Below are 24,327 nucleotides of genomic sequence, written 5' to 3'. Positions count from 1 at the left end.
CCATGGCTCAGGACGACCTACTCTCCCAGGAAGAAATCGACGCCCTGCTGCACGGCCCCGGCGATACCGACAGTGCCGACAGCAACAGCGATGTCCCCCATATGCGACCCTACGATCCCGCCACCCAGCAGCGGGTGATCCGGGAGCGGCTGCACGGGATGGACATCATCAATGAGCGCTTCGCGCGGCATTTCCGCGTCAGCCTGTTTAACCTGATACGGCGCAGCGCCGATATCACCGTGGAATCGGTCCGTTACCAGAGCTTCAAGGACTTCGCCCGCAACCTGCCGGTGCCCACCAATCTGAACCTGATTTCCATGAAGCCCCTGCGCGGCACCGGCCTGATGGTCTTTCCGCCCAGCATGGTGTTTATGGTGGTGGACAGTCTGTTCGGTGGTGACGGACGTTTCCTAACCCGCCTGGAGGGTCGCGAATTCACCAATACGGAACAGCGGGTAATCCAGCGCATACTGCGCCTGGCCATCGGCGCCTATCAAGACTCCTGGCAGTCCGTGTACGAACTGGATATCAGCTACCTGCGTTCGGAGTTGCAGGCGCGCTTCGCCAATATCACCAATTCACCCAACGAAGTCATCGTCAACACCACCTTTAATCTGGATGTGGGCAATCTGTCCGACCGTTTCCAGATCTGTATGCCCTATTCGATGATCGAGCCACTGCGCGATCTGCTGACTAATCCCGTTTTGGATGCGCGCAGCGCGCGCGATAAAAGCTGGAACCAGCGCATGGCAGGTGAAATACGCCAGTCAAAAATTGAACTGGTGGCGGAATTCGCCAGCCTGCCGAGCCGTATCGGCGCGGTCATGAAACTGCAGCAGGGTGACATCCTGCCACTGGAGCTGCCGGAAACCGTGACCGCGCGGGTGGACGGTGTACCTGTACTGGAATGTGAATACGGCTGCCGTAACGGCCAGCGTGCCCTGCGCGTCACCCGGCTGATAGAGCGCAGCGGCGGACGGACGCTGCTCGGTGCCGGCAATTTCATTGAAGGGGCAATGCCCAAGAGCGAGGAGAGCGAGCAATGAGCGACGCCGAAAAAACCGCAGAGAACAACGCTGAAGAAATAACCGTAAAAGAAAACACCACCGAAGACAGCTGGGCTGCAGCCATGACTGAACAGCTGAGCGATGCCGACCCCTGGTCTGAAGCCCTGGCCGAACAGGGGGCCTCCGCAGCGAGCGCCGACACCGCCGCGCGCAGTGTGGGCGAGCAGATTTTCAAGCCGCTGGAACAGGGCGATGGCAGCACCGCTGCCCGCGATCTGGAAATGGTGATGGACATACCGGTGAAACTCAGTGTGGAGCTGGGCCGAACCCGCATCACCATCAAACAACTGTTGGAACTGGCCCAGGGTTCGGTCATCGAGTTAGACGGCCTGGCGGGCGAACCCATGGACATACTGATCAATGGCTACCTGATCGCCCAGGGCGAAGTGGTGGTAGTGGATGACAAATACGGTATCCGAATCACCGAGATCATTACCCCACAGGAACGCGTGCAGAAACTGAACCGATGAACCCCGCGAGCGCCAACGCCGGCGAGGCCGTCAGCGGTATGGCCCTCTTGGGCAAAACCGCCCTGGTGCTGGTCGCGCTGATCGGTCTGATCGTTCTGTGCGGCTGGCTGTTGCGACGACTCGGAACCACAGGCCAAAGCGGCGCCAATCCAGCCCTTAACATTATCGCCAGCCGCCCGGTAGGCCCGCGCGAGCGGGTTGTAGTAGTGGAAATAGAGGACACCTGGCTCGTACTGGGCGTCGGTGGCGGCAGCGTCAGCAAACTGCACCAGCTACCGGCACCGCCGCAAGCCCCTCGGGGCACACAGGAAGACGGCGAGGGCTTTGCCCAGCGCTTCGCCCGTGCCCTGGGCCAAAACCTCAACGGGCGGAGGAGCAAACCGTGAAGCCGGTACTGAAAGTGTTTTTGCTGGCGCTGCCATTGCTGGCCAGTCTCGCCTTCGCCGACGGCGCCTGGGCGCAGACCGGCCTGCCCGGCATTACCAGTCAACCCACAGCGGACGGCGGTCAGCAGTGGTCCATCAAACTGCAAACACTGCTGCTGCTCACCAGTCTGGCCTTTATCCCGGCGGTGTTGCTGATGATGACCTGTTTTACCCGCATCATCATCGTGCTGGGACTGTTGCGTACTGCCATGGGTACCCAGGCAACTCCGCCCAACCAGGTGCTTCTGGGTCTGGCGCTCTTTCTGACTTTCTTCGTGATGTCGCCGGTGCTGCAGGAAATCTACACCGTGGCCTGGCAGCCGCTCAGCGCCGATGAAATCAGTTTCGAACAGGCACTGGAGCGCGGCATTCAGCCACTGCGACAGTTTATGCTGGCCCAGACCCGCGAACCGGATATCGCCCTGTTCGCGCGCCTGGCCGAAGCCGGGCCGCTGCAGAGCCCGGAAGATACCCCACTGCGGGTACTGCTCCCGGCGTTTGTCACCAGCGAACTGAAAACCGCCTTCCAAATCGGCTTTACGATATTTATTCCCTTTTTGATTATCGACCTGGTGGTGGCCAGCGTGCTGATGTCCCTGGGGATGATGATGGTGCCCCCCGCCACCATCTCCCTACCCTTCAAGCTGATGCTGTTTGTATTGGTGGACGGCTGGCAACTATTGATTGGCTCACTGGCGCAGAGCTTCTTCGTATGAGTCCGGAAACTGTTATGAGCATCGCCTACAAGGCGATGATGACCACGCTCTATATGGGCGCGCCCATGCTGCTTACCGCCCTGCTAGTGGGGCTGCTGGTCAGCCTTTTCCAGGCGGCGACTCAGATTAACGAAATGACCCTGTCATTCATTCCAAAAATTCTGGCGGTGTTCGCGGTGCTGGTAATCGCCGGCCCCTGGCTGCTCTCGTTGATTACCGACTACACCCGCACACTTTTCCAAAGTATCCCTTTTCTGGTCTCCTGAGTGGTTGAGCTCACCTACGCGCAACTGCACGCCTGGCTGGTGGCCTTTCTGTGGCCATTTATGCGTATTTCCGCATTCCTGATGGCCGCGCCGCTGCTCGGCCACTCGGCGGTGCCTGCGCGGGTGAAAGTTGGGTTGTCGGCCTTGCTCGCCGCGGCCGTGGCACCCGGTCTCCCCCCCATGCCCGAGGCGCCGGTGTGGTCCTGGGCGGGGCTCGGCATCATTGTTGAACAAACGCTGATAGGCGCGGCCATGGGACTCGCACTGCGGGTCATGTTCAGCGTGGTGCAAGCGGCGGGGGAATATATCGGCCTGCAGATGGGGTTGGCGTTCGCCACCTTCCTCACTCCAGATGGGGTCAACACAGTGGTGCTGTCGCGCATTTTCAACACCATCACCTTGATGATGTTTTTGGCGGTAAACGGCCACCTGATTGTTATCGACATCCTCGCCTCCAGCTTCCACACCCTGCCCATCGGCTATACCGGCCTCAATCCCGGCGGTATGGAACTTCTGGTGCGCTACGGCGGCACTATCTTTGCCTCTGGCCTGCTGCTGGCACTGCCCCTGGTGGCCGCGCTGCTGATCATTAACCTGTCCCTCGGTATTCTCAACCGCTCGGCGCCACAGCTGACGGTCTTTTCCGTGGGTTTCCCCACCTCTCTGACACTGGGACTCTTGTTACTGACCGTATTGATGACCGACTTCGGCCGCTTTCTACAACACTTGTTTGGTGGCGGACTGCTTTTTCTGCAGCAGCTGGTGGAGACGCTGGCACCGCTGTAGCGGGCCTGGCTTCCAGAGTCTTTTCACAGTCCAGAAGTCAATTCCCAGGTGGTTTGTTAAGGAGGTGGCGAGGTTGATCTGGGCGGCTTCCCGCCGCCCAGCGAGCGGAAGGCAATCAGAGACGGTCGAACAGGCTCAAACTTTTGATATCGACAAAAGCCTGTTGTGCTGCCTGCAGGCCGACCTGGCGCAGACTGTATTCAGCAATGGCCTCCACGTAGTCCAGGTCCACCAGATCCGACAATTCCTGCTGGTAGTTGAGGGTCCGGTTTGCTGCCACCGAGTCCACTACATCCAGCTCATTCAAGCGGGCCCCAACAGAGGCGCGGACGGTGAGCACATTATCGAGGCTGTTGTCGAACTCCCGCATCACGGTGTTCAAGGTATTCGCGCGCGCGGCCTTTTCGCTGTCTGTGCTGGCCGGCTGTTCCAGAATTGACAGAGCCTTTTCGAAAGTGGCGAACAGATCCGTGTTCATGTTTTGCGCCAGGTCGACAGTAATTCGGTCACCGTCGGCGGGCTCGCCTTCAAGAATCATGGTCAGGCCGCCAAAGCTGAGTGCCTGCCCCGACGCGTAGGGTTGCGGCGCACCGCCGTTAATGGAGTAGGTAGCGGTTCCGGACACCACAGAGAAGGTGATATCGAAGGCACCGCCGTAGCCGGGGTCCGTCTCGTCCACCACATTGGGCCCTTTGAAGGTGACACTGCCGGTATTGGCGGAATCCGCCTCGGCCACATAGCCGGCGCTGGCGGTTACACTTTGGAATACCTCGATACCATTGTCCGCCACCGGCATTAAACGGGAGGCGTCGATGCGTACTTCGCGGCTATTGTTATCGGCGACGTAAATTACGTTCCCCGTGCCGCTGCGGACAAAAGGCGCGCTATCATCCTGATAGCCGCCAAAAAGGTAGCGGCCATTGCCGTCGGTGGCGTTGGCCTGGCCGATCAGTGTCTCGTAGATACCCCGCAGTTCGCTCGCTACCGAAACGCGGTCCTCGTCACTCAAAGTGTCGCTGGCCGCCTGCACGATCAGGGTCTTGGCACTGGCGATGGCATCGCTGACGCCATTGAGAATGCTCTCTTCCTGGGAAAGTGCATTGCGGGCGCTGACACGGGCGTCGGTGTACTGCTCGGTGATCGCCAGGGACTGGGACACCTGTACGGCTTGCGAGGCGGCCTGGGGGTCGTCGGAAGGGTTGACCACACGGCGGCCCGAGGCGATCTGCTGCCCCACCTTGAGGAACTCGCCCTGCTGGCGGTTCATGGAGCTCATACTCTGTTCATAAACGGTAACAGTGCTGATACGCATGGCGTCCGAATCTCCTTATCTCAGGCCCAGGATGGCGTCCATCACGGTCGCAGCCGTCTGGATCACTTGGGCATTGGCCTGGTAATACTGCTGATAACGAATCAGGTTGGCGGCCTCTTCATCCAGATTCACGCCGGAGTCCGATAACTGCAGCGCGCGCAACTGCTCAGTGAGCCCCTCCTGTGCCTCCAGGTTTACCTGGACGATATTGGTGCGGTTACCCACATCACTGACCATGGCCGCATAAGCGCCGTTCAGGGTGGCCGAGCCGCCAACCAACTGTGCGTTCTGCAGCTGTTGTAGTGCGAGTGCGTTTTCGTTGTCACCACTGCCGCCGCCGAGCCCCGCGGCAATTTCCGCCCCGTCCTGGATCAGATTTTCCATACCGCTGGCGACATTGCGCACCGGCTGTAATTGGAAACTGTCGCCGTCCACCAGGCTCGCTGCGCCAGTGACAGTGACGACTACGCCACCGAAGGTCAGCTGGTCGCTGGCATCGAGGGTGGCGGTGAAGGTGTCACCAGTATCCAGGCGGGTGATCTCGAACTGACCGGTGGCGGCATCGGTCACTGTGAGTTCAAAATCGCTGGCGGTGAGCTGTGTAATATCGTCAAAAACCGCACTGATCGTGGCGGTGCCGCTGTTGTCCGCATTGCTGAAAGTGCGCGGCTGGCCGATAGCGAACATATCCGTGCCCGGATTGCCGTACTGGTCCACCCCAGCGTTGTGTTGCTGGTTCACGCCCAGTGCGAGGGAGACAGCCAGCTGACCGAGCTGATTCTGGGTTTTGTCCAGCGTTTCGCTGCGGAAGGTCAACAATCCGCCCAGGGAACCGCCGGAAATCATGCCTTCCTTGAGTTCGATCAGGTTGCCGGCGGAGTCGTGGTAGCCGACCACTGTACGGCTGGGGTCAGCGGCGGAGTCTATCGCCTCCAGGCTAAAGGTCTGGGACCCCGCCACTATGGGCTGCCCATTGCCGATGGACAGGTTGTAGGTGCCGCTTTCCTGCACCGTCAGCTGCACATCAATGCGTTCGCTAAGATCCGCCACCAGCTGATCGCGCTGGTTGAGCAGGCTGTTGGGCGCCTCTCCGTGTTTGGCCTTGGCCAGAGCTATCTCGCGGTTGAGGCTGGCAATCTGCTCGGCAGTGTTGTTGATCTGGGTGATCTCATCGGCAATCTGATCGTTGACGCCCTCGCGCATATCCTGCAGGTAGTCGTCAAAGGCGCGGAACTGGGCGCTCAGCGTATCCGCCGCTCCGATTACTCCCTGGCGTGCAGCCGGGTCGGAGGGGGCGGCTGTAAGATCTTCGATTGAGGAGAAGAAATTCTGTATCAGAGGGGCCAGGCCCGCATCGCTATCGGCGAGTAGATCGTCGATCTGGGACACTTGCACTTCGTAACTGGCCAGCGCACTTGCCGTACTGCTAACTCCATTGAGCTGGTTGGCCACGAAGTCGTCGAATTGGCGCTGCACGTCGTTGACCTGCACACCGAGGCCGCCACTGCGCTCGCCGAGCAGAGTGAGTTCCCGGTTGTAGCCCTCGGTATAGACATTGCTGATGTTGTTGCTGGTGGTGTTGAGTGCGATCTGGGCGGCGTTGAGGCCGCTCAAGCCAATCGAAAACATACTCATTGTTAGTCTTTCCTTTTCAGCTGCTCCGCGAAGGCACAGCTGCCGCGGAGAGGGGAAAGCAGCAGCTGGGGCATACGCCCGTGCCGGCTTTAATAATCACAAGACCTATATCAGTTATCGGCCGGTAAGCGCCCCGGCTTGAGTCTTGGCCACTACTTTTATTTGCCACCGCTGCCTGTGCGGCTGGACAACTGCTCGACCAGCTGCTCGGCCAATCCAAGGCCCCGTCCGGCCAAGTGCTGGGACAGCTGCTGGTCGTACAGGGATTCGTAAAACCGGATGCCGGTGTTGTCGATCAGCCCGGAGCGGGGGGTGGCCTCGCGCATGCTCTTCATCAACTGCTGCAGGAAGAGCGCCTCGAACTGTTCCGCGGCCGCCCGCAGGTTTTTCTGCGGGTCCTCCGCCGCTTCGTTTTTCAGCCGTTCCAGCCCCTGTACATCCAGAGCGAAGTGTCCGCTCACCAACGCGTTATCCATCAGATAATCTCCAGTTCCGCGCGCAGCGAACCCGCCGCCTTGAGGGCTTCCAAAATCGACATCAGATCCTGGGGCGTGGCGCCGAGGGCATTGAGCGCATCCACCACTTCCATCAGATCCGCGCCCTCGACAAACTGCAGGGAGCCCATCTGCTGGCGGACAGTGATATCGCTGCTCGGCACGACCGTCGTCTGCCCCTCTCCGAAGGGCGCTGGCTGACTGACGCCGAAATCGGTGTTGATTACCACCGACAGGTTGCCGTGGGCCACGGCGGCGGGGCCCAGGGTGACGCGGCCGTTCAATACCACCGAGCCACTGCGGGCATTGAGCACCACCCGCGCTGGCGGCTCCACCGGCATAACTTGGACACTTTCTACCCGCGCCATAAAGTTGACCCGCTCATTGGGGCGCCCGGGGCCTTGCAGGCGGATAACGCGGGCATCCACCGCCTCCGCCACCGGGCGACCGAATTCGGCGTTGATGGCGCGCACCGCGCGCTGCGCCGTGCCGAAGTCCGCCTCGCGCAGATGCAGCTCCAACGCGCTGGCCCCCAGATCCAGGGACACTTCGCGCTCCACCAGGGCACCACCTGCGATACGGCCGCCCGCCTGCTGGTTGATCTGTACGCTGGAACCACCGGACTCGGCACCGGCCCCGCCCACCAGAAGGTTGCCCTGGGCAACGGCATAGGTGAGGCCGTCCACCCCCTTCAGAGGGGTCATCAGCAGCGTTCCCCCGCGTAGGCTGCGGGCATTACCGATGGATGACACCACCACATCGACGCGCTGGCCGGGCCGCGCGAATGGCGGCAGCTCCGCGGTGACCATCACCCCGGCCACATTGCGCAACTGCATATTGGTGCCCTCGGGAATGGTAATTCCCAGCTGCGAGAACATGTTGATCAGGCTCTGTGTGGTAAAGGGCGTCTGCATCGTCTGGTCGCCGGTGCCGTCCAGCCCCACTACCAGGCCGTAGCCCACCAAGTGGTTGTCGCGCACACCGGCGAAATCCGCCAGTTCACGCAAAGGTTCAGCGCGCGCCGCGACAGCGGCGAGCGCCAGTGACAACAGTATCCAGTTCGGGAATGGGAATCTCATCGTCGCTGCCGTCAGAAGGGGGAGAGGTTCAGGAACAGACGCTGCAGCCAGCCCATGTGCTGCGCTTCGTCGATATAGCCGTCGCCGACGTATTCAATGCGCGCTTCGGCCACCTGGGTGGAGAGCACGGTGTTGGCGCTGGAAATCTCACGCGGATCGATAATGCCGGAAAACCGGATGTACTCAGTGCCCTGGTTGATCACTATCTGCTTTTCACCGCGTACGCGCAGGTTGCCGTTGGGAAGCACCTCCAGCACGGTCACCGCCATGGTGCCGGTGAAGGTGTTTTCCGCGCTTGCGCCACCACCGCCTTCAAAGTCGTTGCTGCCCTCGATATCAAAGCCGTAATCCGTCAGGCTTTCGAGGCCATCCGGAACCACCGTCGAAGTGAGCGATCCAGTGCCGGACCGGTTGGCGTTGCTCTCCGCGCTCTTGGAGGCACTCACTTGTTCGTTGAACACCACGGTAAGCAGGTCTCCCGCCATGCGCGGGCGGCGGTCCTCGAACAGCGGCCGGTAGCCCCGGTCCGCCTGATAAATCGCACCGTTGGGTTTCGCCGGTGGCGGCACGGGCACCGACACCCACTCTTCCTGACTCACCACCGAGGAACGCGGCAGATACGCACAACCAGCGTTGAGCATGATCAGGGCCGCGACGGTGATCTTCTTAACTACAGACAGCATGGTCCCGATCCGCTTATAACTGGGCCAGGCGGGAGAGCATTTCATCGGATGCCTGCACCGCCTTGCTGTTGATCTCGTAGGCGCGCTGGGTCTGGATCATACTGACCATCTCTTCCACCACGTTGACGTTGGAGGTCTCCACGTAGGACTGGTAGAGGCTGCCAGCGCCGTTCAAGCCGGGCATGCTTTCGGTGCGCATACCGGAGGCGGAAGTTTCCAGGTAGAGGTTTTCACCGATGCTTTGCAGGCCCCCCGGATTGACGAAAGTGGATAGAGTAATCTGGCCCACTTCCACACTCTCACTGGAACCCGGCTCGGTTACCGATACCACGCCATCCTTGCCGATGGTCACTGACAGGGCGTTTTCCGGAATAATCACCGCCGGTTCCAGGGGGTAACCGCTGGAAGTCACCATCTGGCCGTTCTCGTCCAGCTGGAAGCTGCCGTCACGGGTATAGGCGGTGGTGCCGTCAGGCAGAAGTACCTGAAAGAATCCCTTGCCGTTGATGGCCAGGTCGCGGGAGTTGCCGGTTTGCTCCAGGCCGCCCTGGGTGTGGAGCCGCTCGGTGGCCACCGGGCGCACACCACTGCCCACCTGCATGCCCGATGGCAGGGTGTTCTGCATATCGTTTTGCGCACCGGGCTGGCGCAGGTTCTGGTAAAGAAGGTCCTCGAATACAGCGCGGGATTTCTTGAAGCCGTTGGTGCTGACGTTGGCCAGGTTGTTGGCAATCACATCCATTTTTACTTGCTGTGACTCGAGGCCGGTCTTGGCTGTCCACAGTGATTTGATCATTTTCTTTTCCTCTCAGGGCGGGTTGGCGCCACAAAACGATGCGAAGAATGCTGCCGGTGGTTGCCTTGCGGGACTGTCTGCGAGAGGGGGCTCGCAGGCAAGCCGACATGGACATATTCACGGCGTGTCCGCAAGGCACCCACCGGCAGCAGGCGGCCACAGGCTTTGGCCGGGCAGCCTTCCCCTTGGTTGTTTATTCAATGGATAAAAGGTTGTCCGCCCGCCGGGCATTTTCGTCAGCGCTCTCGATCACTTTGATTTGCATTTCGTAGCGCCGGGCGTTGTCGATCATGGCGACCATAGATTCCACCGCGTTGACGTTACTGCCCTCGAGCGCGCCGCTGATCAGGCGCGCGTTTTCATCCGCGGGCAGCGGAGCACTGTTGTCGGCGGCATCCGGGGGAGCGCGGAAGAGGCCGTCCTCGCCGCGCACTAGGCGCGTCTCGCCCGGATCGACCAACTTGAGGCGGCCCACTTGCGCCAGAGCCTCGGGGTCCTCACCGGCGCCAATCGCGCTCAGGGTGCCGTCCGCACCCATGGACAGAGACGCACCCAAGGGCACTACGATGGGCCCGCCCTGCCCGATCACCGGGCGGCCGGCAGTGGTGAGCATGCCGTTGGCGTCCACTTGCAGGTCGCCGCGGCGGGTATAGGCCTCACTGCCGTCGGCAGCCTGCACCGCCAGCCAGGCATTGCCCTGCAGGGCAACGTCCAGGTCGCGGCCAGTGGCGTTCACCGGTCCGGCGCTGAAGTCGGCGCCGGGAGTGGAGGCCATAACCGAAACTCGCGTGGGCAGTTGGCCATCCCCCTGCACCGGTACGGCGCGCAGCGCGTGCAGCTGGGCGCGAAAGCCCGAGGTGGAAACATTGGCCAGGTTGTTGCTGACCACCGCCTGTTGTTCCATGCTCTGACGGGCGCCGCTCATGGCGGTGTAGAGAATGCGATCCATAACTGTGCTCTCGTTCTTTCAGGCAATTGCGCCCGGGCCGATTCGCGTTACTGCATCGGCCCGGGCACCAGAACGAACTGCCGTTAGCGCAGGTTCACCGCGCTCTGCAGCACCTCGTCCTGTATCTTGATGGTCTGGGTATTGGCCTGGTAATTGCGCTGGGCCACGATCAGGTCCACCAACTCCCGGGTGAGGTCCACGTTGGACACTTCCACCGTTCCCGGCTCCAGGGTGCCGAACTGCCCGGTTCCGGCCAGCCCCAAGAGCGGCTGACCGGAGCTGCCGGATTCCACCCAGACGTTGTCGCCTGCCGGGGTCAACCCCTCTTCGTTGCGGAAATTGGCCAGCGCCACGGTACCCAGCACCTGACTCTGCTCGTTGGCGTAGTTACCGATGATATTGCCGTCTTCATCGAAGCTGATGCCCACCAGAGCGCCGGACGTGTAGCCGTTCTGACTCAGGGAATCCAGGGAGAAATCGTTGCCAAACTGCGTGGTGCCATCGAAGGCGATGGTGAAATTAAGTGGATCAGCGCCACCAGCCGGGGTGAAGCTGTATGTGGGGAAGGTGCTCGAAGCGACATCCAGGGTACCGTTACTGGTGAAAATCAGCTGCCCCACGTTGACGGTATCATCGACACCGTCCACCGCCACGCGCACTTCCCAGGTATTGTCCGCCGTCTTGGTGAAATAGGTTGTCATGGTGTGTTGCACACCCAGTGAGTCATAGGCGGTCCCGGTGTTGGCGTAGGAGTAACTGTCAGCGTCCGCCACACTAAATGGGGTGATTGCGCGATCGATAATGCTGACGGTCGCGTCGAGGTTAAACGATGCCTCCACCTCCGTTGTGGCTGAAGCCGGCATTGCCCCCGCGGGGACTTGCAGCTCTTCCGGCTGGCCGCCAGTGCCAACGCCTGCGGGGAAGCCGGTCAGGCGCGCCCCCTGGGCATTTTCCAGATAACCGTCGCTGGTCAGAATCAGCTGGCCGTTGCGCGAATAGAGCACCTCTCCACCCTGAGTGAAGCGGAAGAAGCCACTACCGTTGATCCCCAGATCCAGGTTACGACCCGTGGATTCCAAGGTGCCGTTAGAGAAGTCCTGCAACACCGCGGAAACCCGGGTGCCCTGCCCGGCAAGGGCGCCGGTGTAGACATCGGCGAATTGCACACTGGAGCTCTTAAAGCCGACCGTTGCCGAGTTGGCGATATTGTTTCCCACCACATCCAGGTTGGTGGCGGCGGCGTTAAGGCCGCTCAGCGCCTGCGAAAATCCCATGGTTTGCTCCTTGAAATGTTTATCAGAGAATTTGACGTATGTCGCTCAGATCGACAGGTTCGGAAACACCGCCCAGATCCAGCAGCGGCGCGCCCTGGTCGTCCAGGCTGACGCCATTGACCAGGGCATAGTTGAGTACAGTTGCATCCACCGGCTCACCATTGGCGTAGGCTTGCACGGAAACCGTATAGGCGCCCTCCGCGACAAGGGTGCCCTCATCGGTAGTACCATCCCAGGTAAAGGATTCGGTACCGGCAGAAAGGGAGAAGGGTTCGAAACTGCGCACCACCTCCCCGTTGCCGTCGCGGATGGTGATACGCACATCATCGGCGCCTGCCGGCAGCTCTATACCGAAGGGCGTGGTAACACCCTCCTCTCCCACCAACACCCGGTCACCGGGTACCAGTACGCCTTTGCCGATCAGGCTGGTGGCCTGCATCAACTGGCTGGCATCCAGCTGCCCGGTGATGCCCTCCAGCGTGTCGTTCAAATTCTGGATACCAGTGACGGTATTGATCTGCGCCAGCTGGGAGGTCATCTCCGCGTTTTCCATCGGATTCATCGGATCCTGGTTTTGCAGCTGGGCCACCAGCAACGTCATAAAACTCTCCTGCAGCTCCAGCCCGGCGTTTTGGGTCGAAGCGCCTGCGGTGGTGTTGAGCGCGTCGCGCACCGCGCTGTCGATCACATTAGTGACAGCCATCAGTTTTCTCCCAGGGTCAGGGTTTTCAGCATCAATTGCTTACTGGTGTTCATTACCTCCACGTTGGCCTGGTATGAACGGGAAGCGGAAATCATGTTGACCATCTCGCCAACCGGATCCACATTCGGCATTTGCACATAGCCATCGTCGTCTGCCAACGGGTGGTCCGGGCGGTATTCGAGCCGCAGCGGCGACGGATCCTCAACCAGGCCACGCACCGACACGCCACCCATACCTTCGCGGCCGCGCGCTTCAAATATCAATTGTTTGGCGCGGTAGGGCTGGCCATCCGGACCGGCCACGCTGTCCGCATTGGCCAGGTTACTGGCGGTCACATTCATGCGTTGGGCCTGGGCGGTCATGGCCGAACCGGAAATCTCAAAAATCGAAAACATTGACATTGGCCTCTCCTACCCCTTTTATTCCGACTGCATGGCGGACTTCAGCCCCTGGATACGGCCGTTGAGGATGGTCAGCGCGGCCTGATAACGGACCGAGTTGTCCGCAAAGTAGCTCCGCTCCACATCCATATTGACCGTGTTGCCATCGAGGCTCGGTTGATCGGGAACCCGGTACAGCAAATCCAGGGATGTCGTCGATGATGCGCTTGCGGACAGATGTCGCGGCGAGGTGGTACGCGCCGTCAGGCCCCCTTCCGCGCCTCCCCGCTCTACAGCGCGCGCCAGCTCCCGGGAAAAATCAAAATCCCGGGCCTTGTAGGTGGGCGTATCCGCGTTGGCGATATTGCCGGCCAGCACCTTCTGGCGCTCGTGGCGCAGATTGAGCGCCTCCCGATCGAAATTCAGGGTGGCGGCGAGTCGATCGATCATGCCGTAACTCCCAGAGTCTTACTTGGTCACATTCGAGGCTACCGCCGAGAAAGCAAAGCCAAAGGGAAAAACAAGCCGGGGTTTTGCCCCCATTTCCGCTCTTCATCCCAGCCTCCGCCACTTACAATCTGCCCAAACTGATAAGCAGCCAATTAGATGAACGAACTCCGCGGTCCGCTGATCGCACTGCTATTGTTCGCGCAGTCCCTCTGTGCCGCCGCGACAACGGACCCGGCGACAGATGCCGTGCGCAAATTTCTCAGCCGGCAGGCCACACAACCGGGCCGGGAAGTGCGGATTGAAGTACAACCGGCACCCGCGCGACTGCCGCACTGTGAAAATCCAAGGCCTTTCCTGCCTGGCAAGGGGCAACAGCTACGCGGCCTGGTCACCGTCGGCGTGCGCTGCGGCGCCGACGGCAGAGTCCGCTACCTGCAGGCAAAGATATCGATCATCGGTGACTACTGGGTGAGCGCCCGGCGGATAGAGGCCGGCACCCGGATCGACGCGGACATGCTGCGCAGAACCAGAGGTGATCTGAGCAACCTGCCCCGGGGCGCAGTGCTGGAGCGGGAGCAGATAGTCGGGCAAATCGCGAGCCGTCCATTGAATGCCGGTACGGTGCTGCAAGAACAGCAGCTAAAGCCTGTTCCCCTGGTGCTGCGGCGCCAACCGGTAACCGTCGAGGCGCGCGGCCAGGGATTCCGCATCGCCCGCGAAGGGATCGCCCTGGAGGAGGGTGCACTCGGTGAAAAAATACGGGTGCGTCTGGCGGACAGAAGACAAATATTTGCAGTGGTAAGTGGCCCGGGGCAGGCACAGGTCAATTTTTAGCGCCAGATCACGCCGGATTTGCGACAAACGCCACAGCTGTCAGTTAAAGAAGCGTTAAAACGGGCCGATATAGCCAACGAAACATGATGGAGATTCCCCCTTGAAAATCGACAATATCGCCCAGTTGACCGCCGCCAAGGCTCCGCACGAGGGCGGACGCAACGAAACAGCACCGGCGCCCAAAACCGAAGCGGCGGAAGCCTCCGCCGATGTCAGCCGCCTGCGTCAGGCGAGCGCCGACAACAGTCAAGATATCGACACCGTGCGGGTGGAAGAGTTGCGCCAGGCCATTGCCGAAGGACGCCTGGAAATCCGCGCGGACAAGATTGCCGACGGCCTGATTCAAAGCCTTCGCGAACTGGTGGAAACGTGACGCCATGGCACTGGCGGACCACCTGGAACAACAGATGACCCGCTTGCAACAGCTGTTGGAACTGTTGCGGGAAGAGCGCGGCGTGCTGCTGGAAGGCCGAGTGGACGGCACTAGGCTGTCACAGCTGGCGGAGCGAAAGCAGGCGCAGCTCGGGGCAGTGGAAGATTTTGAACGCCATCGCCGCCAGGCTCTGCTCCGCCTGGGTTACAGCGACAATCGCGAGGGGGACGAGCGCGCCGCCAACGACGCCGGCTGCCTGCCGCTATGGCGCGCCATTTGCGAATGCGCCGCCGAGGTGGCGGAACTCAACCGGGGCAACGGCGCCCTGATCGATCTTCGAGCGGAACACAACCGCCGCCTGCTGGATTTCCTTCAGGCAGCAGCGGGTAAAGATCTCTACGGCCCGGACGGCCGGGCCCAGGCCCAATCCGGGCGCATCAACTCGCGGGCATAAGGCCGGCTTGGCCCCCTTCCCCGATTTACTCTTTATGTCAGCGCCAGGAGAGTCGACAGCGTGACACGATTACCAGATGTTATTGATGATGATCTGCTGGAAGTGAGTCTGGCCTGCCGACCCGTGTATAACCGCGGCCAGGAGGTTGTCGCCCTTGACCTGCTGGTGCAGGGAGAGCAGCCATCCCTCGGGGCGACGCTATCGGATATAGAAGCCAGCAGTGCAGTCATTCTCGGCACCTATACCCAGCTGTTCCAGGACGGCCGCATGCAACGGGTACCCGGCTTCCTCAAAGTCACCGATGAAGTGATCCTGGCCCCCGAGCTTCCGGACCTGCCCAAGGATCAATATATTCTGGAAGTGCCGGAAGGTATGCTGCTCACTTCCGAGCGTGTAGAACAGCTTAAACTCCTGGCTCAGCGCGGTTACCGCCTCGCAATGGCGGGTTACGACCCCGACGACGTCGAACTGGATGTACTGGTGGAGCTAGTGCATATCGTCAAGGTGGACACCCGGCAATTAAACGACGCTGCCCTCGACCGGGCGGTACGCAAACTGCGGGCAAATGGCGTAAAGATTCTGGCGGACAAGGTCGACAACCGCGAGCAGTTCGAGCGCTGTGCGGATCTGGGGTTCGACTACTACCAAGGCAATTTTCTCAGCGCCCCCACCCCAATCAAGGGCAAGAAGATCAGCGGTAACAAGGTACTGCTACTGCAACTGTTGTCAGAGCTACACAGCCCGGAAGCATCGCCAATGCGTCTGGAGCAAATCGCGCTCAAGGACGCCAACCTCACCTACCGCATATTGAAGGTCGTCAACTCCGCCGCCATGGGTCTGCGCCGTGAAGTACGCTCCTTATCCCATGCCATCGCACTTGTAGGCCTTGAAGAGATCAAGCGCTGGGCCAACTTATTCCTGGTATCCGGTGAGCACAACAAGCCGGAAGCACTCACCCGCAGTATGCTGGTGCGCGGCCGCATGTGCGAGGTTCTGGCGGAAATTGCCGGGCACAGCGACACTGTTAACTATTTTATTGTCGGCCTGCTGTCGCAGCTGGATGCACTGATGGATATTTCCATGCCGGAACTGATGGAGCAGGTACCCCTGAGCAAAGAAGTCAAAAGCGCCCTGTTGGCGCGCGGCGGCAGCTTGGGTGAAGTCCTCGGTGAGGTGGAACGCTACGAGCAGGGCCTCTTCGATGAACTCACCCTGCTGAAAGATACCCGGTTCTACGAGGCCGCCTACCGCCACGCCATTGGCTGGGCGCAACAGGTTCAGAAAGCGATGAGCTCCGCGGACTGACACATAGCCTCCCGGCTCCGCCCCGGTGAGCAGCCACTGCGGAGCCCACGAGCGCTCTGACGGTTCCAGACAGGTTCAGGGCGCAGTGTTTTGACTTCCCTAAAGAACCTCTGATTAATTCACTTCCTGACGGTAAAAACTCTTTGAAGCCAGAAGAGAAGCTCAGGTGTAGGCTGGCCATTTCGAAACCGTCGGATACAGGGATGTATCCGTCGGAGCCTCAGGAAAGTACTCATGCGTTCTCGAAATGGCTATCCTATTGCCTGAGCGCCCCGGAAGCTACCATAGTGTTCGCGCGAATTAATCAGAGGTTCCCTAAGCGAATTATCGGCTGCGCCCCAATTCTCTACTAAAGCCCGCTTTTATTCCGCCGATAGTGAAAGTGTGGACCGTTTCGGCCCACCGGCGTCGCTTGGCGCCGCAATTTCACATCTCCTAAGACTCAAGTCCGAAACACTTTCACCGGGGAATCAAGCCATGAAACTGCTCAAACTCCTATTTGTCCTGGCAGTAACCGCCGCGGCATCGAACACTGCAAGCGCCAACGACGCGCTCAACCAATACGCAACCCAATTGAAGAAGCACACCGCCCAGCACGTCCGTTATCCCCGGCGCGCGCAGGAGCGCAAATGGGAGGGCGTGGTACAGCTGCAGGTCACTATCGACGCCCAAGGTCAGGTGCAAAACATCCAGGTACTAAAAGAATCCAACTACTCCAGCCTGAACCGGGCGGCCTTGCGCAGTGTTGAGAGCGCCAACCCTTACCCTGCCATCCCGGCTGAGCTGGGAATCGACAGCTATGAGTTTGTCGTACCCATCAACTTCAAACTTTCCAGCTGATCGGAGCGAGGAAATGATGACAAAAAAACTGGCCACACTGTCCGGTGCCCTGTTTCTTGTATCGGGCACCGCCAGTGCCGAGATCTTCAGCGGCCGCGCCAGCGCCATGGGTGGTGCCGGCGTAGCTGGGGGTGACTACACTACCAGCGCTATCCTCAATCCGGCCAACGCGATCCATTTCCGCGACGGCGACGACTTCGGCACTTTTCTGAACTTTGGCGCCATCGCCGACGAGCGCAATGACTTTCTGGATGTGGGCGATGAACTGCAGGAGCGTCTCGATCAGTTGGATGGCGCTTTGGTGACTGTCGAAGACGCACAGGGTGTTTCAGCGCTGCTCTCCGAATTGTCAGAAGGCGCGCTCAGCGGCGAATTCGGCGCGCAATTCAGTGTGGCGATCCCCAACGAGCTGGTCAGCGCCGTGCTCTACGCGCGGCAGAACCTGCTGCTCTCCGCCACTTTTGACTACAGCGACGAGGACCGCAATTACCTAGATAACCTGCAGCTTGAGCCCTTTCTGGAGGACAACCTGACATCATCCGCCACCGCCAGCGGCTATGCGGTTCGCGAACTGGGGCTTGTCCTGGCGCGCACCATTCCCATCGGCAACCCCGACTGGCAGTTGTCCCTGGGAATAACCCCCAAGCACCAGACAATAGAGACTATCGAGTACACGGCCACGGCCGCGGACTACGATATCGATGAGCTGGATGCGGACACCTATACCACCGAGGACAGCGACTTAAACCTGGACCTGGGCGCTACCCTGACCTGGCGCAAAACACGCTTCGGCCTCTCAGCGCGCAATCTGGTGGAGAAGGACTACGAAACTGTCGGCGGCAATCCTGTCCCGCTGGAAACCCTGGTCAGCGGCGGCATCGGTTACAACGGCGACATCCTGACCGCTCTGTTTGATCTGGACTTCACCGCCAGCCGACTGCCCGGAGGCGAGGAGGCCCGGTTCGCTCGAGCGGGGGTCGAACTGGATATGGCGGACTGGGCGCAACTGCGCCTGGGCTATCGCCACGACCTGGAGGGTACAGTCGACGATACCATCAGCGCCGGCATCGGCTTTTCCCCCTTCGACGTGCTACATCTGCATCTGGCCGCAATCAAGTCTTCGGACGATACCCTGGGTGCGGCACTGGAGTTCGGGGTGGATCTGTAATCAAAAACAGGGGATTGGAGCGGTCGCTGCACGGTAGAGCATGACCCGCGCAGCGGCCGTCCTTCCTCCTTCCATCCTGTGAGAGGATCTAGCCGGGACGGGCAGACCGCCCGTCACCGCCCTACAAGGCTGCCAGCCGAGCGCGCAAACGTTTGATTGCCTGACTGTGCAACTGGCAGACACGGGATTCAGTGACACCGAGAATGGCGCCAATTTCCTTCAAATTCAATTCTTCCTGGTAGTAGAGGGCCATCAGCAGCTTTTCCCGCTCAGGCAGCGCATCTATCGCAGTTATCAGAAGCTCGCGCTGCTCCCTGTCCAGCAGAGCAGCAAAGGGAGACATGGGCCCTTCCGGACCGGCTTCCGGTTCACCGTTCTCCGCCACCAACTCCTCATAGGGGAGCAAATGACCGTTGTTGGTATCGCTGAGCAACTGGCGATACTCCTGCAGGCTCATACCCATTTCCGCGGCAATCTCCCGCTCGCTGGCGGGGCGGCCAAGACGCTGCTCGAGTTTGTACAACTGTTGCTCGACTGCCCGAGCATTGCGGCGCACACTGCGCGGCAACCAATCTCGGGTACGGAGTTCGTCGATCATCGCGCCGCGGACGCGCTGGCTGGCGAAAGTGGAGAAGCTGGCTCCGGCACTGGGATCGAAACGCTGCAGCGCGTCGAGCAAGCCCAGGGTACCAGCCTGGATCAGGTCATCCAGATCTATCCCCGAGGGCAGTTTTACCTGCAAGGCCAACGCCTGGCGCCGGATCATGGGCAGGTGTTCTTCCAGCAATGTGTCTCGTTTTATTTTTCCCTGTGCCGTATACATGCGATTCCCCGGCTTGTGCTACTGTCTCCTCTAACTGCCTCTGCGCCCGGCTGAAACAGGCGGGAGAGGAACCATTATTTGCAGTCGGTGACAATTTCTATGCGGGGAATAGAGGGAATTGTTGCTGGCTATTTGAAAGTTCACCCGCTGGCGGTCACTCTCGCCCACAGTGGAGATCTCAACCTTGCCGCGGGGCGAAGCGCGGGAGGGCGCGGCATCTTAGGCCGCGCCGCCAATCAGGTTGGTCACGCGCAGGTGGCGGTCGTCGGGGATCTCCGCCTGGGATATCACCGTCAGGTGGCGCAGGCGCCGGCGCAGGAAATGCGCCAGCAGCGGGCGCAGCCCGTGGGGCACCACCAACACCGGCGGCTCGCCGGCGGTCTCCTGGCGCTCCAGCGCCGCCGCGGCCTGTGCCATCAGGGTATCCGCCAGTCCCGGTTCCAGGGCACCGCCTCCTTCTAGTGCCTGGGTCAGTACCTGCTCCAGGCGACTGTCCAGGCCGATCACCCGCAGCTCATCCCGCCCCGGGAACCAGTGGTGGATAATGGCCCGCCCCAAGGCCAGGCGGACCCGTGCGGTGAGACCCATGGGGTCCTGCTGCTGCCCCTCGCAATCCGCCAAGGTATCGAGGATGCTGCGCAGATCGCGGATGGGGACATCCTCGTCCAACAAGTTCTGCAAGATGCGCTGCAGAACTGTCAGGGACACCACCTTGGGCACCACTTCCTCCACCAGACTCTTGTTTTCGCCCGCGAGCTTGTCGAGCAGTTGCTGCACCTCCTGTCGGCCGAGCATCTCGGCAGCGTGGCGGTGCAGCAAGTGATTGAAATGGGTCGCCACCACGGTGCCGGCGTCCACCACTGTGTAGCCATATACCTGGGCGTGCTCGCGCTGATCGTCGTCGATCCACACCGCCGGCAGGCCAAACGCCGGGTCTTCGGTAGGGGTGCCCGCCAGCTCGCCGGTAACCTGGCCGGGGTTGATGGCTAGCCACTTCCCGGGGAAAGACTCCCCGCGGCCCACTTCGGCCCCCTTGAGGGTAACCACATAGGTGTTGGGTCCCAGTTCCAGGTTGTCGCGGATATGCACAACCGGCGGCAGGAAGCCCACCTCGCGGGCGAATTTCTTGCGCACGCTTTTAATCCGTCCCAGCAGCTCGCCTTTCTGGCGCTGGTCCACCAGGGGAATCAGGCGGTGCCCCACTTCCAGGCCCAGGGTATCGATCAGTTCCACGTCGTCCCAGCTCGCCTCGGGAGGCTCCTGCTGCTGCGGCGCTTCCGCCTGCATCTGCTCTTCCGCCAGGCGGTCGTCCCGCCTGCGGCCAATCATCCATGCCATGCCGGCAAGCAAGACGGTGAACAGCAGGAAAACAAAATTCGGCATGCCCGGCACCAGTCCCAACAGCCCCATGACACCAGCGGCAAGAAAAAGTACTTTGGGATTGGTGAGCAGCTGGTCGATCATCTGCTGCCCCACGTCCTGGTCGGTATTGACGCGGGACACGGTGACACCAGCGGCGGTGGAGATCACCAGGGCCGGAATCTGTGCCACCAGACCGTCGCCGATCGTCAGCAGGGTATAGGTGCGCGCGGCATCGGCAAATGACATATCGTGCTGCATGGTGCCGATCAGCAAGCCACCGATAATGTTCACGGCCATGATCACCAGACCCGCGACAGCGTCGCCGCGCACGAATTTACTGGCGCCGTCCATGGAACCGTAGAAATCCGCTTCCCGCGCCACCTCGGCGCGGCGCGCGCGGGCTTCTTCCTCACCGATCAGACCCGCGTTGAGGTCGGCGTCTATCGCCATCTGCTTACCGGGCATGGCGTCGAGCATAAAGCGCGCCCCCACCTCGGCGATGCGGCCGGCCCCCTTGGTAATCACCATGAAATTGATGACTACCAGAATCAGGAAGACCACCAGCCCCACGGCGAAGTTGCCCCCCACAAGGAACTGGCCGAAGGCTTCGATCACCTTGCCCGCAGCGGCGCCCCCCTGGTGTCCTTCCATCAAAACGACACGGGTGGAGGCGACGTTCAGGGCCAGACGCAACAGGGTGGTAAACAGCAGCACTGCCGGGAAGGCGGCAAAGTCCAGCGCCCGCAGTGTAAACATGCTCACCAGCAGCACCATCAGTGACAGCGCGATATTGAAAGTGAAGAACAGGTCCAGGGCAAAGGGTGGCAACGGCAGTATCAGCATTGCCATGATCAACAGGATCAGCACCGGCCCCGCCAGCAGTTTGCCGCCGGGGCTGCCAAGCCCCTCCATACCCAGATACCGGCTCATCGGATTCACGGGGTAACCTCCATCTCTTCAGGAACCGGCAAATCGGCCGGCGTCTCGGGGAATTCACCATCACCGTTGCGGGCGCGGCGCAGGCGTATAGCCCACACCAATACTTCCGCGACAGCGGTATAGAGCTGACCGGGAATTTCCCGGTCCAGGTCCACATGGCGGTAAAGGGCACGCGCCAGTGGCGGAGCCTCGAGCAAGGGCACATCGTGTTCCGCCCCCAGTTCGCGAATGCGCGCGGCCACCGCGTCCACCCCCTTGGCCACCACCCGCGGTGCCGCCATGCGGGTTTCGTCGTAACGCAGCGCGACGGCGTAGTGGGTCGGGTTGGTGACAATCACATCCGCTTCCGGCACCTTGCTCATCATTCGGCTGCGGGCCATGGCCTGCTGTTGCTGGCGGATGCGGGCCTTGAGCTGCGGGTCCCCCTCGGTTTCCTTGTGCTCCCGGCGGATTTCCTCCTTGCTCATACGCAGCTTTTTGGCGTGGCTCCACAGTTGGTAGGGCACGTCGATCAGTATCACCACGATCAGCGACAACACCATCAGGCCGCAGGCCTGGGCCGCAAGCCGCAGCGCGGCAGCCAAGGCCTGCTCCCTCGGCATGTCCATAAGCGCCATAAACTCGCCGCGGCGGGTCATCAGAAAGGCGGCGACCACACTGCCCACCAAGAGCGACTTGGCGATTGCCTTGGCCAGTTCCGCCAGCGCCTGGGAGGAGAACTGCCGCTTAAGACCTTTGATCGGATTCAGTTTCGAAAACTGCGGCTTTAGGGATTTGGCGGAAATGAGAAATCCACCCAGCAGGTTGGGAGCCGCCAAGGCGACGGCAGCCAGCAACACGAACAAGGGCAACAGTCCGGTGAGCATGCGCGCCCCCAAATCGGCGGCGCTGGCGATCATAGCGGTACTGTCGAAAGCTTCCCGGCGCTCGAATAGAAACGACTGTTCCATAACCAGGCCCACCCGGCTAAACAGGTGAGGCCCAAGGGCCCAGAGTCCACCGACACCGGCGGCCAGCAGCATCACTGTGGCCAATTCACGCGAGCGGGCCACCTGCCCTTCCTCGCGGGCTTTTTGCAGGCGTCGGGGCGTGGCCGCTTCTGTTTTTTCCTGGTCTTCCGTCTCGTCGGCCATTGGGCATCGGGGGGATTGCTCGGGTGACGGCCATTGTCGGGCATGGCAGCCGCGGGCAAAGGCACGATAAGCGGGGGTTTGCGGGCGCTTATTCGGGAAGGGAGGGTGCGTTGGCGTCGCGGTTTAGAAGTACAACATCGTATGGGGGAATAATCCGTTGAGTCCGGGGGCGTGCACTACAGAGAGAAATTTGTACGTTTTCGAACGACTTTCCCGCTGTCTCGCCCCCGGAGACACGCAAAACACACCTGAGCATGCATCAGTGCATTACTAGGGAGCCTCTGATTAATTCATTTCCTGGTGGCAGAGGTTCTTCGGGGGCGGATGTGAAGCTCAGATGATAGGACGGATATTTCGAACCCGTCGGATACAAGGCGGTATCCGGCGGAGCTACAGGGAAGTACTCGTGCGCTTTCGAAATATCCGTCCTACTGCCTGAGCGCCCCAGAACCTACCATTGTGTTCACGCGAATTAAGCAGAGGTTCCCTAGAAGCCCAGTTCATTGAGCAGATCATCCACCTGATTCTGGTTACTGACAATGTCCTCGCCATCGCTGTGGATCTGAGGGCCGTTCACCAGTGTATCCTCCTCGCGCTTGCGGCTCTCTGCGGCGTTTTTCTCCAGGCGTTGCCTCAGAGCCTCTCGCTCCTCACCCTCGGGCACGCTTTCCAGCAGCACCTGCAGCAACTGGCGCTCCACTTCCTGGATGACTTCCATCATTTTTTTGATCACCTGGCCGGTCAGATCCTGAAAGTCCTGGGCCATCATGATTTCCAGCAGTTCCTTACTGGTCTCGCGAGCCATGGCCGGCACCGCTTGCAGATAGGCGCGGGTCTCCTTGACCAGTTCCCGGGCTTCATCCAACTCTTTCGGGTTTTCAAACCAGTCCTGCCACCGCTTGTCCAGGGCCTCGGCGCGGGATTCGATTTCGTTTTGCAGCGGCTGCGCCCGGTCCACCGCATTGAGGGCCCGGTCCGCCGCCTGCTCTGTCATCGCGGCCACATAATTGAGCCGGTCGCGGGCATCGGGGATGGCCTGGGCGGCCTTTTCCACTTCCTTATCCAAGCCCAGCTCGCGCATGCTGTCCCGCAGCATACGGGTAAGTTGGCCGATACGCTGGACCAGGTCGTCGCTCTGCGCGTTTTCAGGGGCCGCCGGTTGCCGAGCCTCACCACTCATAATCACGTCTCCTCAGGGTAAGGTGGGCGCTATTTTCCCAACTTCTCAAAAATCTTGCTGAGTTTCTCTTCCAGGGTGGCGGCGGTGAACGGCTTGACAATGTAACCGTTGGCACCGGCCTGGGCGGCCGCCACTATGTTGTCTTTCTTCGCCTCGGCGGTAACCATCAGTACCGGCAGCGATTTGGTGGCCTCATCAGCGCGGATCTGCTTGAGCATATCGAGGCCGTTGAGGTTGGGCATGTTCCAGTCCGATACCACAAACTCGAAGCCGCCAGCGGCGAGTTTGGACAATGCCTCTTGGCCATCCTCTGCCTCCTCCACATTGGTAAAGCCCAATTCCTTCAAGAGGCTGCGGATGATCCGGCGCATGGTGGGGAAGTCGTCCACCACCAAAATTCTCATACCCTTATCCATTTGTACTTCTCACTC

The 24,327-nt window shown here is 60.7% G+C and carries 28 protein-coding genes; 12 read left to right on the top strand and 16 right to left on the bottom strand.

From position 1 onward, the window contains the following. Positions 1-2: 2 nt before the first annotated feature. Genes fliM through fliR form a run of 6 tightly spaced genes read left to right on the top strand, consistent with a single transcriptional unit; the run spans position 3 to position 3,730 of the window. Positions 3-1,046 (top strand): flagellar motor switch protein FliM, encoded by a 1,044-nt coding sequence (fliM, locus tag BM155_RS10395; protein ID WP_067154859.1) that lies wholly within the window; start codon positions 3-5, stop codon positions 1,044-1,046. Then, the gene (gene fliN / locus BM155_RS10390) at positions 1,043-1,537 is read left to right on the top strand and encodes a flagellar motor switch protein FliN (protein WP_067154862.1); all 495 of its coding nucleotides are present in this window, start codon (positions 1,043-1,045) and stop codon (positions 1,535-1,537) included. Before fliM ends, fliN begins: the two co-directional genes overlap by 4 nt. Further along, positions 1,534-1,923 carry a flagellar biosynthetic protein FliO gene (gene fliO, locus BM155_RS10385; RefSeq protein ID WP_074902948.1) on the top strand — a complete coding sequence of 130 codons (390 nt, stop codon included), beginning with the start codon at positions 1,534-1,536 and terminating at the stop codon, positions 1,921-1,923. Before fliN ends, fliO begins: the two co-directional genes overlap by 4 nt. Next, a complete protein-coding gene (fliP, locus tag BM155_RS10380; RefSeq protein ID WP_082817514.1) occupies positions 1,920-2,678 on the top strand; it encodes a flagellar type III secretion system pore protein FliP in 759 nt (252 codons plus the stop codon). The genes fliO and fliP overlap by 4 nt, the downstream gene beginning before the upstream one ends. A 14-nt stretch (positions 2,679-2,692) precedes the next feature. Further along, complete coding sequence (gene fliQ / locus BM155_RS10375) at positions 2,693-2,944, top strand: flagellar biosynthesis protein FliQ (protein ID WP_367620072.1); 252 nt, start codon at positions 2,693-2,695, stop codon at positions 2,942-2,944. Beyond that, complete coding sequence (fliR, locus tag BM155_RS10370) at positions 2,945-3,730, top strand: flagellar biosynthetic protein FliR (protein ID WP_074902946.1); 786 nt, start codon at positions 2,945-2,947, stop codon at positions 3,728-3,730. A 115-nt stretch (positions 3,731-3,845) separates the two neighbouring features. Here the strand turns inward: fliR and flgL are convergent, their stop codons facing one another. The 11 genes from flgL to flgB form a co-directional block, all read right to left on the bottom strand. Next, positions 3,846-5,042, bottom strand: a complete 1,197-nt coding sequence (flgL, locus tag BM155_RS10365; RefSeq protein WP_067154873.1) for a flagellar hook-associated protein FlgL — start codon at positions 5,040-5,042, stop codon at positions 3,846-3,848. A 15-nt stretch (positions 5,043-5,057) separates the two neighbouring features. Then, the gene (flgK, locus tag BM155_RS10360) at positions 5,058-6,677 is read right to left on the bottom strand and encodes a flagellar hook-associated protein FlgK (protein WP_067154876.1); all 1,620 of its coding nucleotides are present in this window, start codon (positions 6,675-6,677) and stop codon (positions 5,058-5,060) included. Between the two features lie 158 nt (positions 6,678-6,835). After that, a complete protein-coding gene (locus BM155_RS10355; RefSeq protein WP_067154880.1) occupies positions 6,836-7,153 on the bottom strand; it encodes a rod-binding protein in 318 nt (105 codons plus the stop codon). Continuing rightward, positions 7,153-8,250 carry a flagellar basal body P-ring protein FlgI gene (locus tag BM155_RS10350; RefSeq protein WP_067154883.1) on the bottom strand — a complete coding sequence of 366 codons (1,098 nt, stop codon included), beginning with the start codon at positions 8,248-8,250 and terminating at the stop codon, positions 7,153-7,155. Before BM155_RS10350 ends, BM155_RS10355 begins: the two co-directional genes overlap by 1 nt. An 11-nt stretch (positions 8,251-8,261) precedes the next feature. After that, positions 8,262-8,933, bottom strand: a complete 672-nt coding sequence (locus BM155_RS10345) for a flagellar basal body L-ring protein FlgH (protein WP_067154886.1) — start codon at positions 8,931-8,933, stop codon at positions 8,262-8,264. Between the two features lie 13 nt (positions 8,934-8,946). After that, positions 8,947-9,729, bottom strand: coding sequence for a flagellar basal-body rod protein FlgG (gene flgG / locus BM155_RS10340; protein ID WP_067154889.1), 783 nt, complete (start codon positions 9,727-9,729; stop codon positions 8,947-8,949). Between the two features lie 193 nt (positions 9,730-9,922). Then, complete coding sequence (locus BM155_RS10335; protein WP_074902944.1) at positions 9,923-10,678, bottom strand: flagellar basal body rod protein FlgF; 756 nt, start codon at positions 10,676-10,678, stop codon at positions 9,923-9,925. An 83-nt stretch (positions 10,679-10,761) separates the two neighbouring features. Continuing rightward, complete coding sequence (gene flgE / locus BM155_RS10330) at positions 10,762-11,952, bottom strand: flagellar hook protein FlgE (RefSeq protein WP_067154894.1); 1,191 nt, start codon at positions 11,950-11,952, stop codon at positions 10,762-10,764. A gap of 22 nt (positions 11,953-11,974) precedes the next feature. Continuing rightward, entirely contained in the window at positions 11,975-12,655 is a 681-nt protein-coding gene (gene flgD / locus BM155_RS10325) for a flagellar hook assembly protein FlgD (RefSeq protein WP_067154897.1), read from the bottom strand. Beyond that, entirely contained in the window at positions 12,655-13,056 is a 402-nt protein-coding gene (gene flgC / locus BM155_RS10320) for a flagellar basal body rod protein FlgC (RefSeq protein WP_067154900.1), read from the bottom strand. The genes flgD and flgC overlap by 1 nt, the downstream gene beginning before the upstream one ends. 18 nt (positions 13,057-13,074) lie before the next feature. After that, positions 13,075-13,485 (bottom strand): flagellar basal body rod protein FlgB, encoded by a 411-nt coding sequence (gene flgB, locus BM155_RS10315; protein ID WP_074902942.1) that lies wholly within the window; start codon positions 13,483-13,485, stop codon positions 13,075-13,077. Between the two features lie 156 nt (positions 13,486-13,641). On the opposite strand from flgB, the gene flgA reads away from it, so the two are divergent. The 6 genes from flgA (at position 13,642) to traF (ending at position 18,459) form a co-directional block, all read left to right on the top strand. Continuing rightward, positions 13,642-14,319 (top strand): flagellar basal body P-ring formation chaperone FlgA, encoded by a 678-nt coding sequence (gene flgA, locus BM155_RS10310; protein WP_074902940.1) that lies wholly within the window; start codon positions 13,642-13,644, stop codon positions 14,317-14,319. A gap of 100 nt (positions 14,320-14,419) precedes the next feature. Further along, positions 14,420-14,692, top strand: coding sequence for a flagellar biosynthesis anti-sigma factor FlgM (flgM, locus tag BM155_RS10305; RefSeq protein WP_067154908.1), 273 nt, complete (start codon positions 14,420-14,422; stop codon positions 14,690-14,692). A 4-nt stretch (positions 14,693-14,696) separates the two neighbouring features. Further along, the gene (locus BM155_RS10300) at positions 14,697-15,146 is read left to right on the top strand and encodes a flagella synthesis protein FlgN (protein ID WP_067154911.1); all 450 of its coding nucleotides are present in this window, start codon (positions 14,697-14,699) and stop codon (positions 15,144-15,146) included. 60 nt (positions 15,147-15,206) lie between these two features. Next, positions 15,207-16,451: an EAL and HDOD domain-containing protein gene (locus tag BM155_RS10295; RefSeq protein WP_067154914.1), complete on the top strand. Its 1,245-nt coding sequence runs from the start codon at positions 15,207-15,209 to the stop codon at positions 16,449-16,451. Positions 16,452-16,928: 477 nt separating this feature from the next. Continuing rightward, positions 16,929-17,291 carry an energy transducer TonB gene (locus BM155_RS10290; RefSeq protein WP_067154917.1) on the top strand — a complete coding sequence of 121 codons (363 nt, stop codon included), beginning with the start codon at positions 16,929-16,931 and terminating at the stop codon, positions 17,289-17,291. Positions 17,292-17,304: 13 nt separating this feature from the next. Further along, a complete protein-coding gene (gene traF / locus BM155_RS10285) occupies positions 17,305-18,459 on the top strand; it encodes a conjugal transfer protein TraF (RefSeq protein WP_175487780.1) in 1,155 nt (384 codons plus the stop codon). Between the two features lie 121 nt (positions 18,460-18,580). On the opposite strand, the gene BM155_RS10280 is transcribed toward traF, so the two are convergent. The 5 genes from BM155_RS10280 to cheY all read right to left on the bottom strand — a co-directional run bounded on the left by BM155_RS10280 (position 18,581) and on the right by cheY (position 24,312). Next, entirely contained in the window at positions 18,581-19,282 is a 702-nt protein-coding gene (locus BM155_RS10280) for an RNA polymerase sigma factor FliA (RefSeq protein ID WP_067154923.1), read from the bottom strand. 219 nt (positions 19,283-19,501) lie between these two features. After that, complete coding sequence (flhA, locus tag BM155_RS10275; RefSeq protein ID WP_067154926.1) at positions 19,502-21,574, bottom strand: flagellar biosynthesis protein FlhA; 2,073 nt, start codon at positions 21,572-21,574, stop codon at positions 19,502-19,504. 5 nt (positions 21,575-21,579) lie between these two features. Then, on the bottom strand, positions 21,580-22,716 hold the full coding sequence (gene flhB, locus BM155_RS10270) for a flagellar biosynthesis protein FlhB (protein WP_074902936.1): 1,137 nt from the start codon (positions 22,714-22,716) through the stop codon (positions 21,580-21,582). A 487-nt stretch (positions 22,717-23,203) separates the two neighbouring features. Continuing rightward, positions 23,204-23,896: a protein phosphatase CheZ gene (gene cheZ / locus BM155_RS10265; protein WP_067154931.1), complete on the bottom strand. Its 693-nt coding sequence runs from the start codon at positions 23,894-23,896 to the stop codon at positions 23,204-23,206. Between the two features lie 29 nt (positions 23,897-23,925). Continuing rightward, positions 23,926-24,312: a chemotaxis response regulator CheY gene (gene cheY / locus BM155_RS10260; RefSeq protein ID WP_067154934.1), complete on the bottom strand. Its 387-nt coding sequence runs from the start codon at positions 24,310-24,312 to the stop codon at positions 23,926-23,928. Between the last annotated feature and the right edge of the window lie 15 nt (positions 24,313-24,327).

The sequence above is a fragment of the Microbulbifer thermotolerans genome, from assembly GCF_900112305.1.
Taxonomy (GTDB): domain Bacteria; phylum Pseudomonadota; class Gammaproteobacteria; order Pseudomonadales; family Cellvibrionaceae; genus Microbulbifer; species Microbulbifer thermotolerans.
The sequence above is the reverse complement of the archived record's forward strand: the minus strand, read 5'-3'. Positions and strand labels throughout refer to the sequence as shown.

Coding starts and splice junctions, on each gene's coding strand:
- fliM (WP_067154859.1), top strand. CDS start 3: ATGGCTCAGGACGACCTACTCTCCCAGGAAGAAATCGACGCCCTGCTG.
- fliN (WP_067154862.1), top strand. CDS start 1,043: ATGAGCGACGCCGAAAAAACCGCAGAGAACAACGCTGAAGAAATAACC.
- fliO (WP_074902948.1), top strand. CDS start 1,534: ATGAACCCCGCGAGCGCCAACGCCGGCGAGGCCGTCAGCGGTATGGCC.
- fliQ (WP_367620072.1), top strand. CDS start 2,693: ATGAGCATCGCCTACAAGGCGATGATGACCACGCTCTATATGGGCGCG.
- flgL (WP_067154873.1), bottom strand. CDS start 5,042: ATGCGTATCAGCACTGTTACCGTTTATGAACAGAGTATGAGCTCCATG.
- flgK (WP_067154876.1), bottom strand. CDS start 6,677: ATGAGTATGTTTTCGATTGGCTTGAGCGGCCTCAACGCCGCCCAGATC.
- BM155_RS10355 (WP_067154880.1), bottom strand. CDS start 7,153: ATGGATAACGCGTTGGTGAGCGGACACTTCGCTCTGGATGTACAGGGG.
- BM155_RS10350 (WP_067154883.1), bottom strand. CDS start 8,250: ATGAGATTCCCATTCCCGAACTGGATACTGTTGTCACTGGCGCTCGCC.
- BM155_RS10345 (WP_067154886.1), bottom strand. CDS start 8,933: ATGCTGTCTGTAGTTAAGAAGATCACCGTCGCGGCCCTGATCATGCTC.
- flgG (WP_067154889.1), bottom strand. CDS start 9,729: ATGATCAAATCACTGTGGACAGCCAAGACCGGCCTCGAGTCACAGCAA.
- BM155_RS10335 (WP_074902944.1), bottom strand. CDS start 10,678: ATGGATCGCATTCTCTACACCGCCATGAGCGGCGCCCGTCAGAGCATG.
- flgE (WP_067154894.1), bottom strand. CDS start 11,952: ATGGGATTTTCGCAGGCGCTGAGCGGCCTTAACGCCGCCGCCACCAAC.
- flgD (WP_067154897.1), bottom strand. CDS start 12,655: ATGGCTGTCACTAATGTGATCGACAGCGCGGTGCGCGACGCGCTCAAC.
- flgC (WP_067154900.1), bottom strand. CDS start 13,056: ATGTCAATGTTTTCGATTTTTGAGATTTCCGGTTCGGCCATGACCGCC.
- flgB (WP_074902942.1), bottom strand. CDS start 13,485: ATGATCGATCGACTCGCCGCCACCCTGAATTTCGATCGGGAGGCGCTC.
- flgA (WP_074902940.1), top strand. CDS start 13,642: ATGAACGAACTCCGCGGTCCGCTGATCGCACTGCTATTGTTCGCGCAG.
- BM155_RS10300 (WP_067154911.1), top strand. CDS start 14,697: ATGGCACTGGCGGACCACCTGGAACAACAGATGACCCGCTTGCAACAG.
- BM155_RS10290 (WP_067154917.1), top strand. CDS start 16,929: ATGAAACTGCTCAAACTCCTATTTGTCCTGGCAGTAACCGCCGCGGCA.
- traF (WP_175487780.1), top strand. CDS start 17,305: ATGATGACAAAAAAACTGGCCACACTGTCCGGTGCCCTGTTTCTTGTA.
- BM155_RS10280 (WP_067154923.1), bottom strand. CDS start 19,282: ATGTATACGGCACAGGGAAAAATAAAACGAGACACATTGCTGGAAGAA.
- flhA (WP_067154926.1), bottom strand. CDS start 21,574: ATGAGCCGGTATCTGGGTATGGAGGGGCTTGGCAGCCCCGGCGGCAAA.
- flhB (WP_074902936.1), bottom strand. CDS start 22,716: ATGGCCGACGAGACGGAAGACCAGGAAAAAACAGAAGCGGCCACGCCC.
- cheZ (WP_067154931.1), bottom strand. CDS start 23,896: ATGAGTGGTGAGGCTCGGCAACCGGCGGCCCCTGAAAACGCGCAGAGC.
- cheY (WP_067154934.1), bottom strand. CDS start 24,312: ATGGATAAGGGTATGAGAATTTTGGTGGTGGACGACTTCCCCACCATG.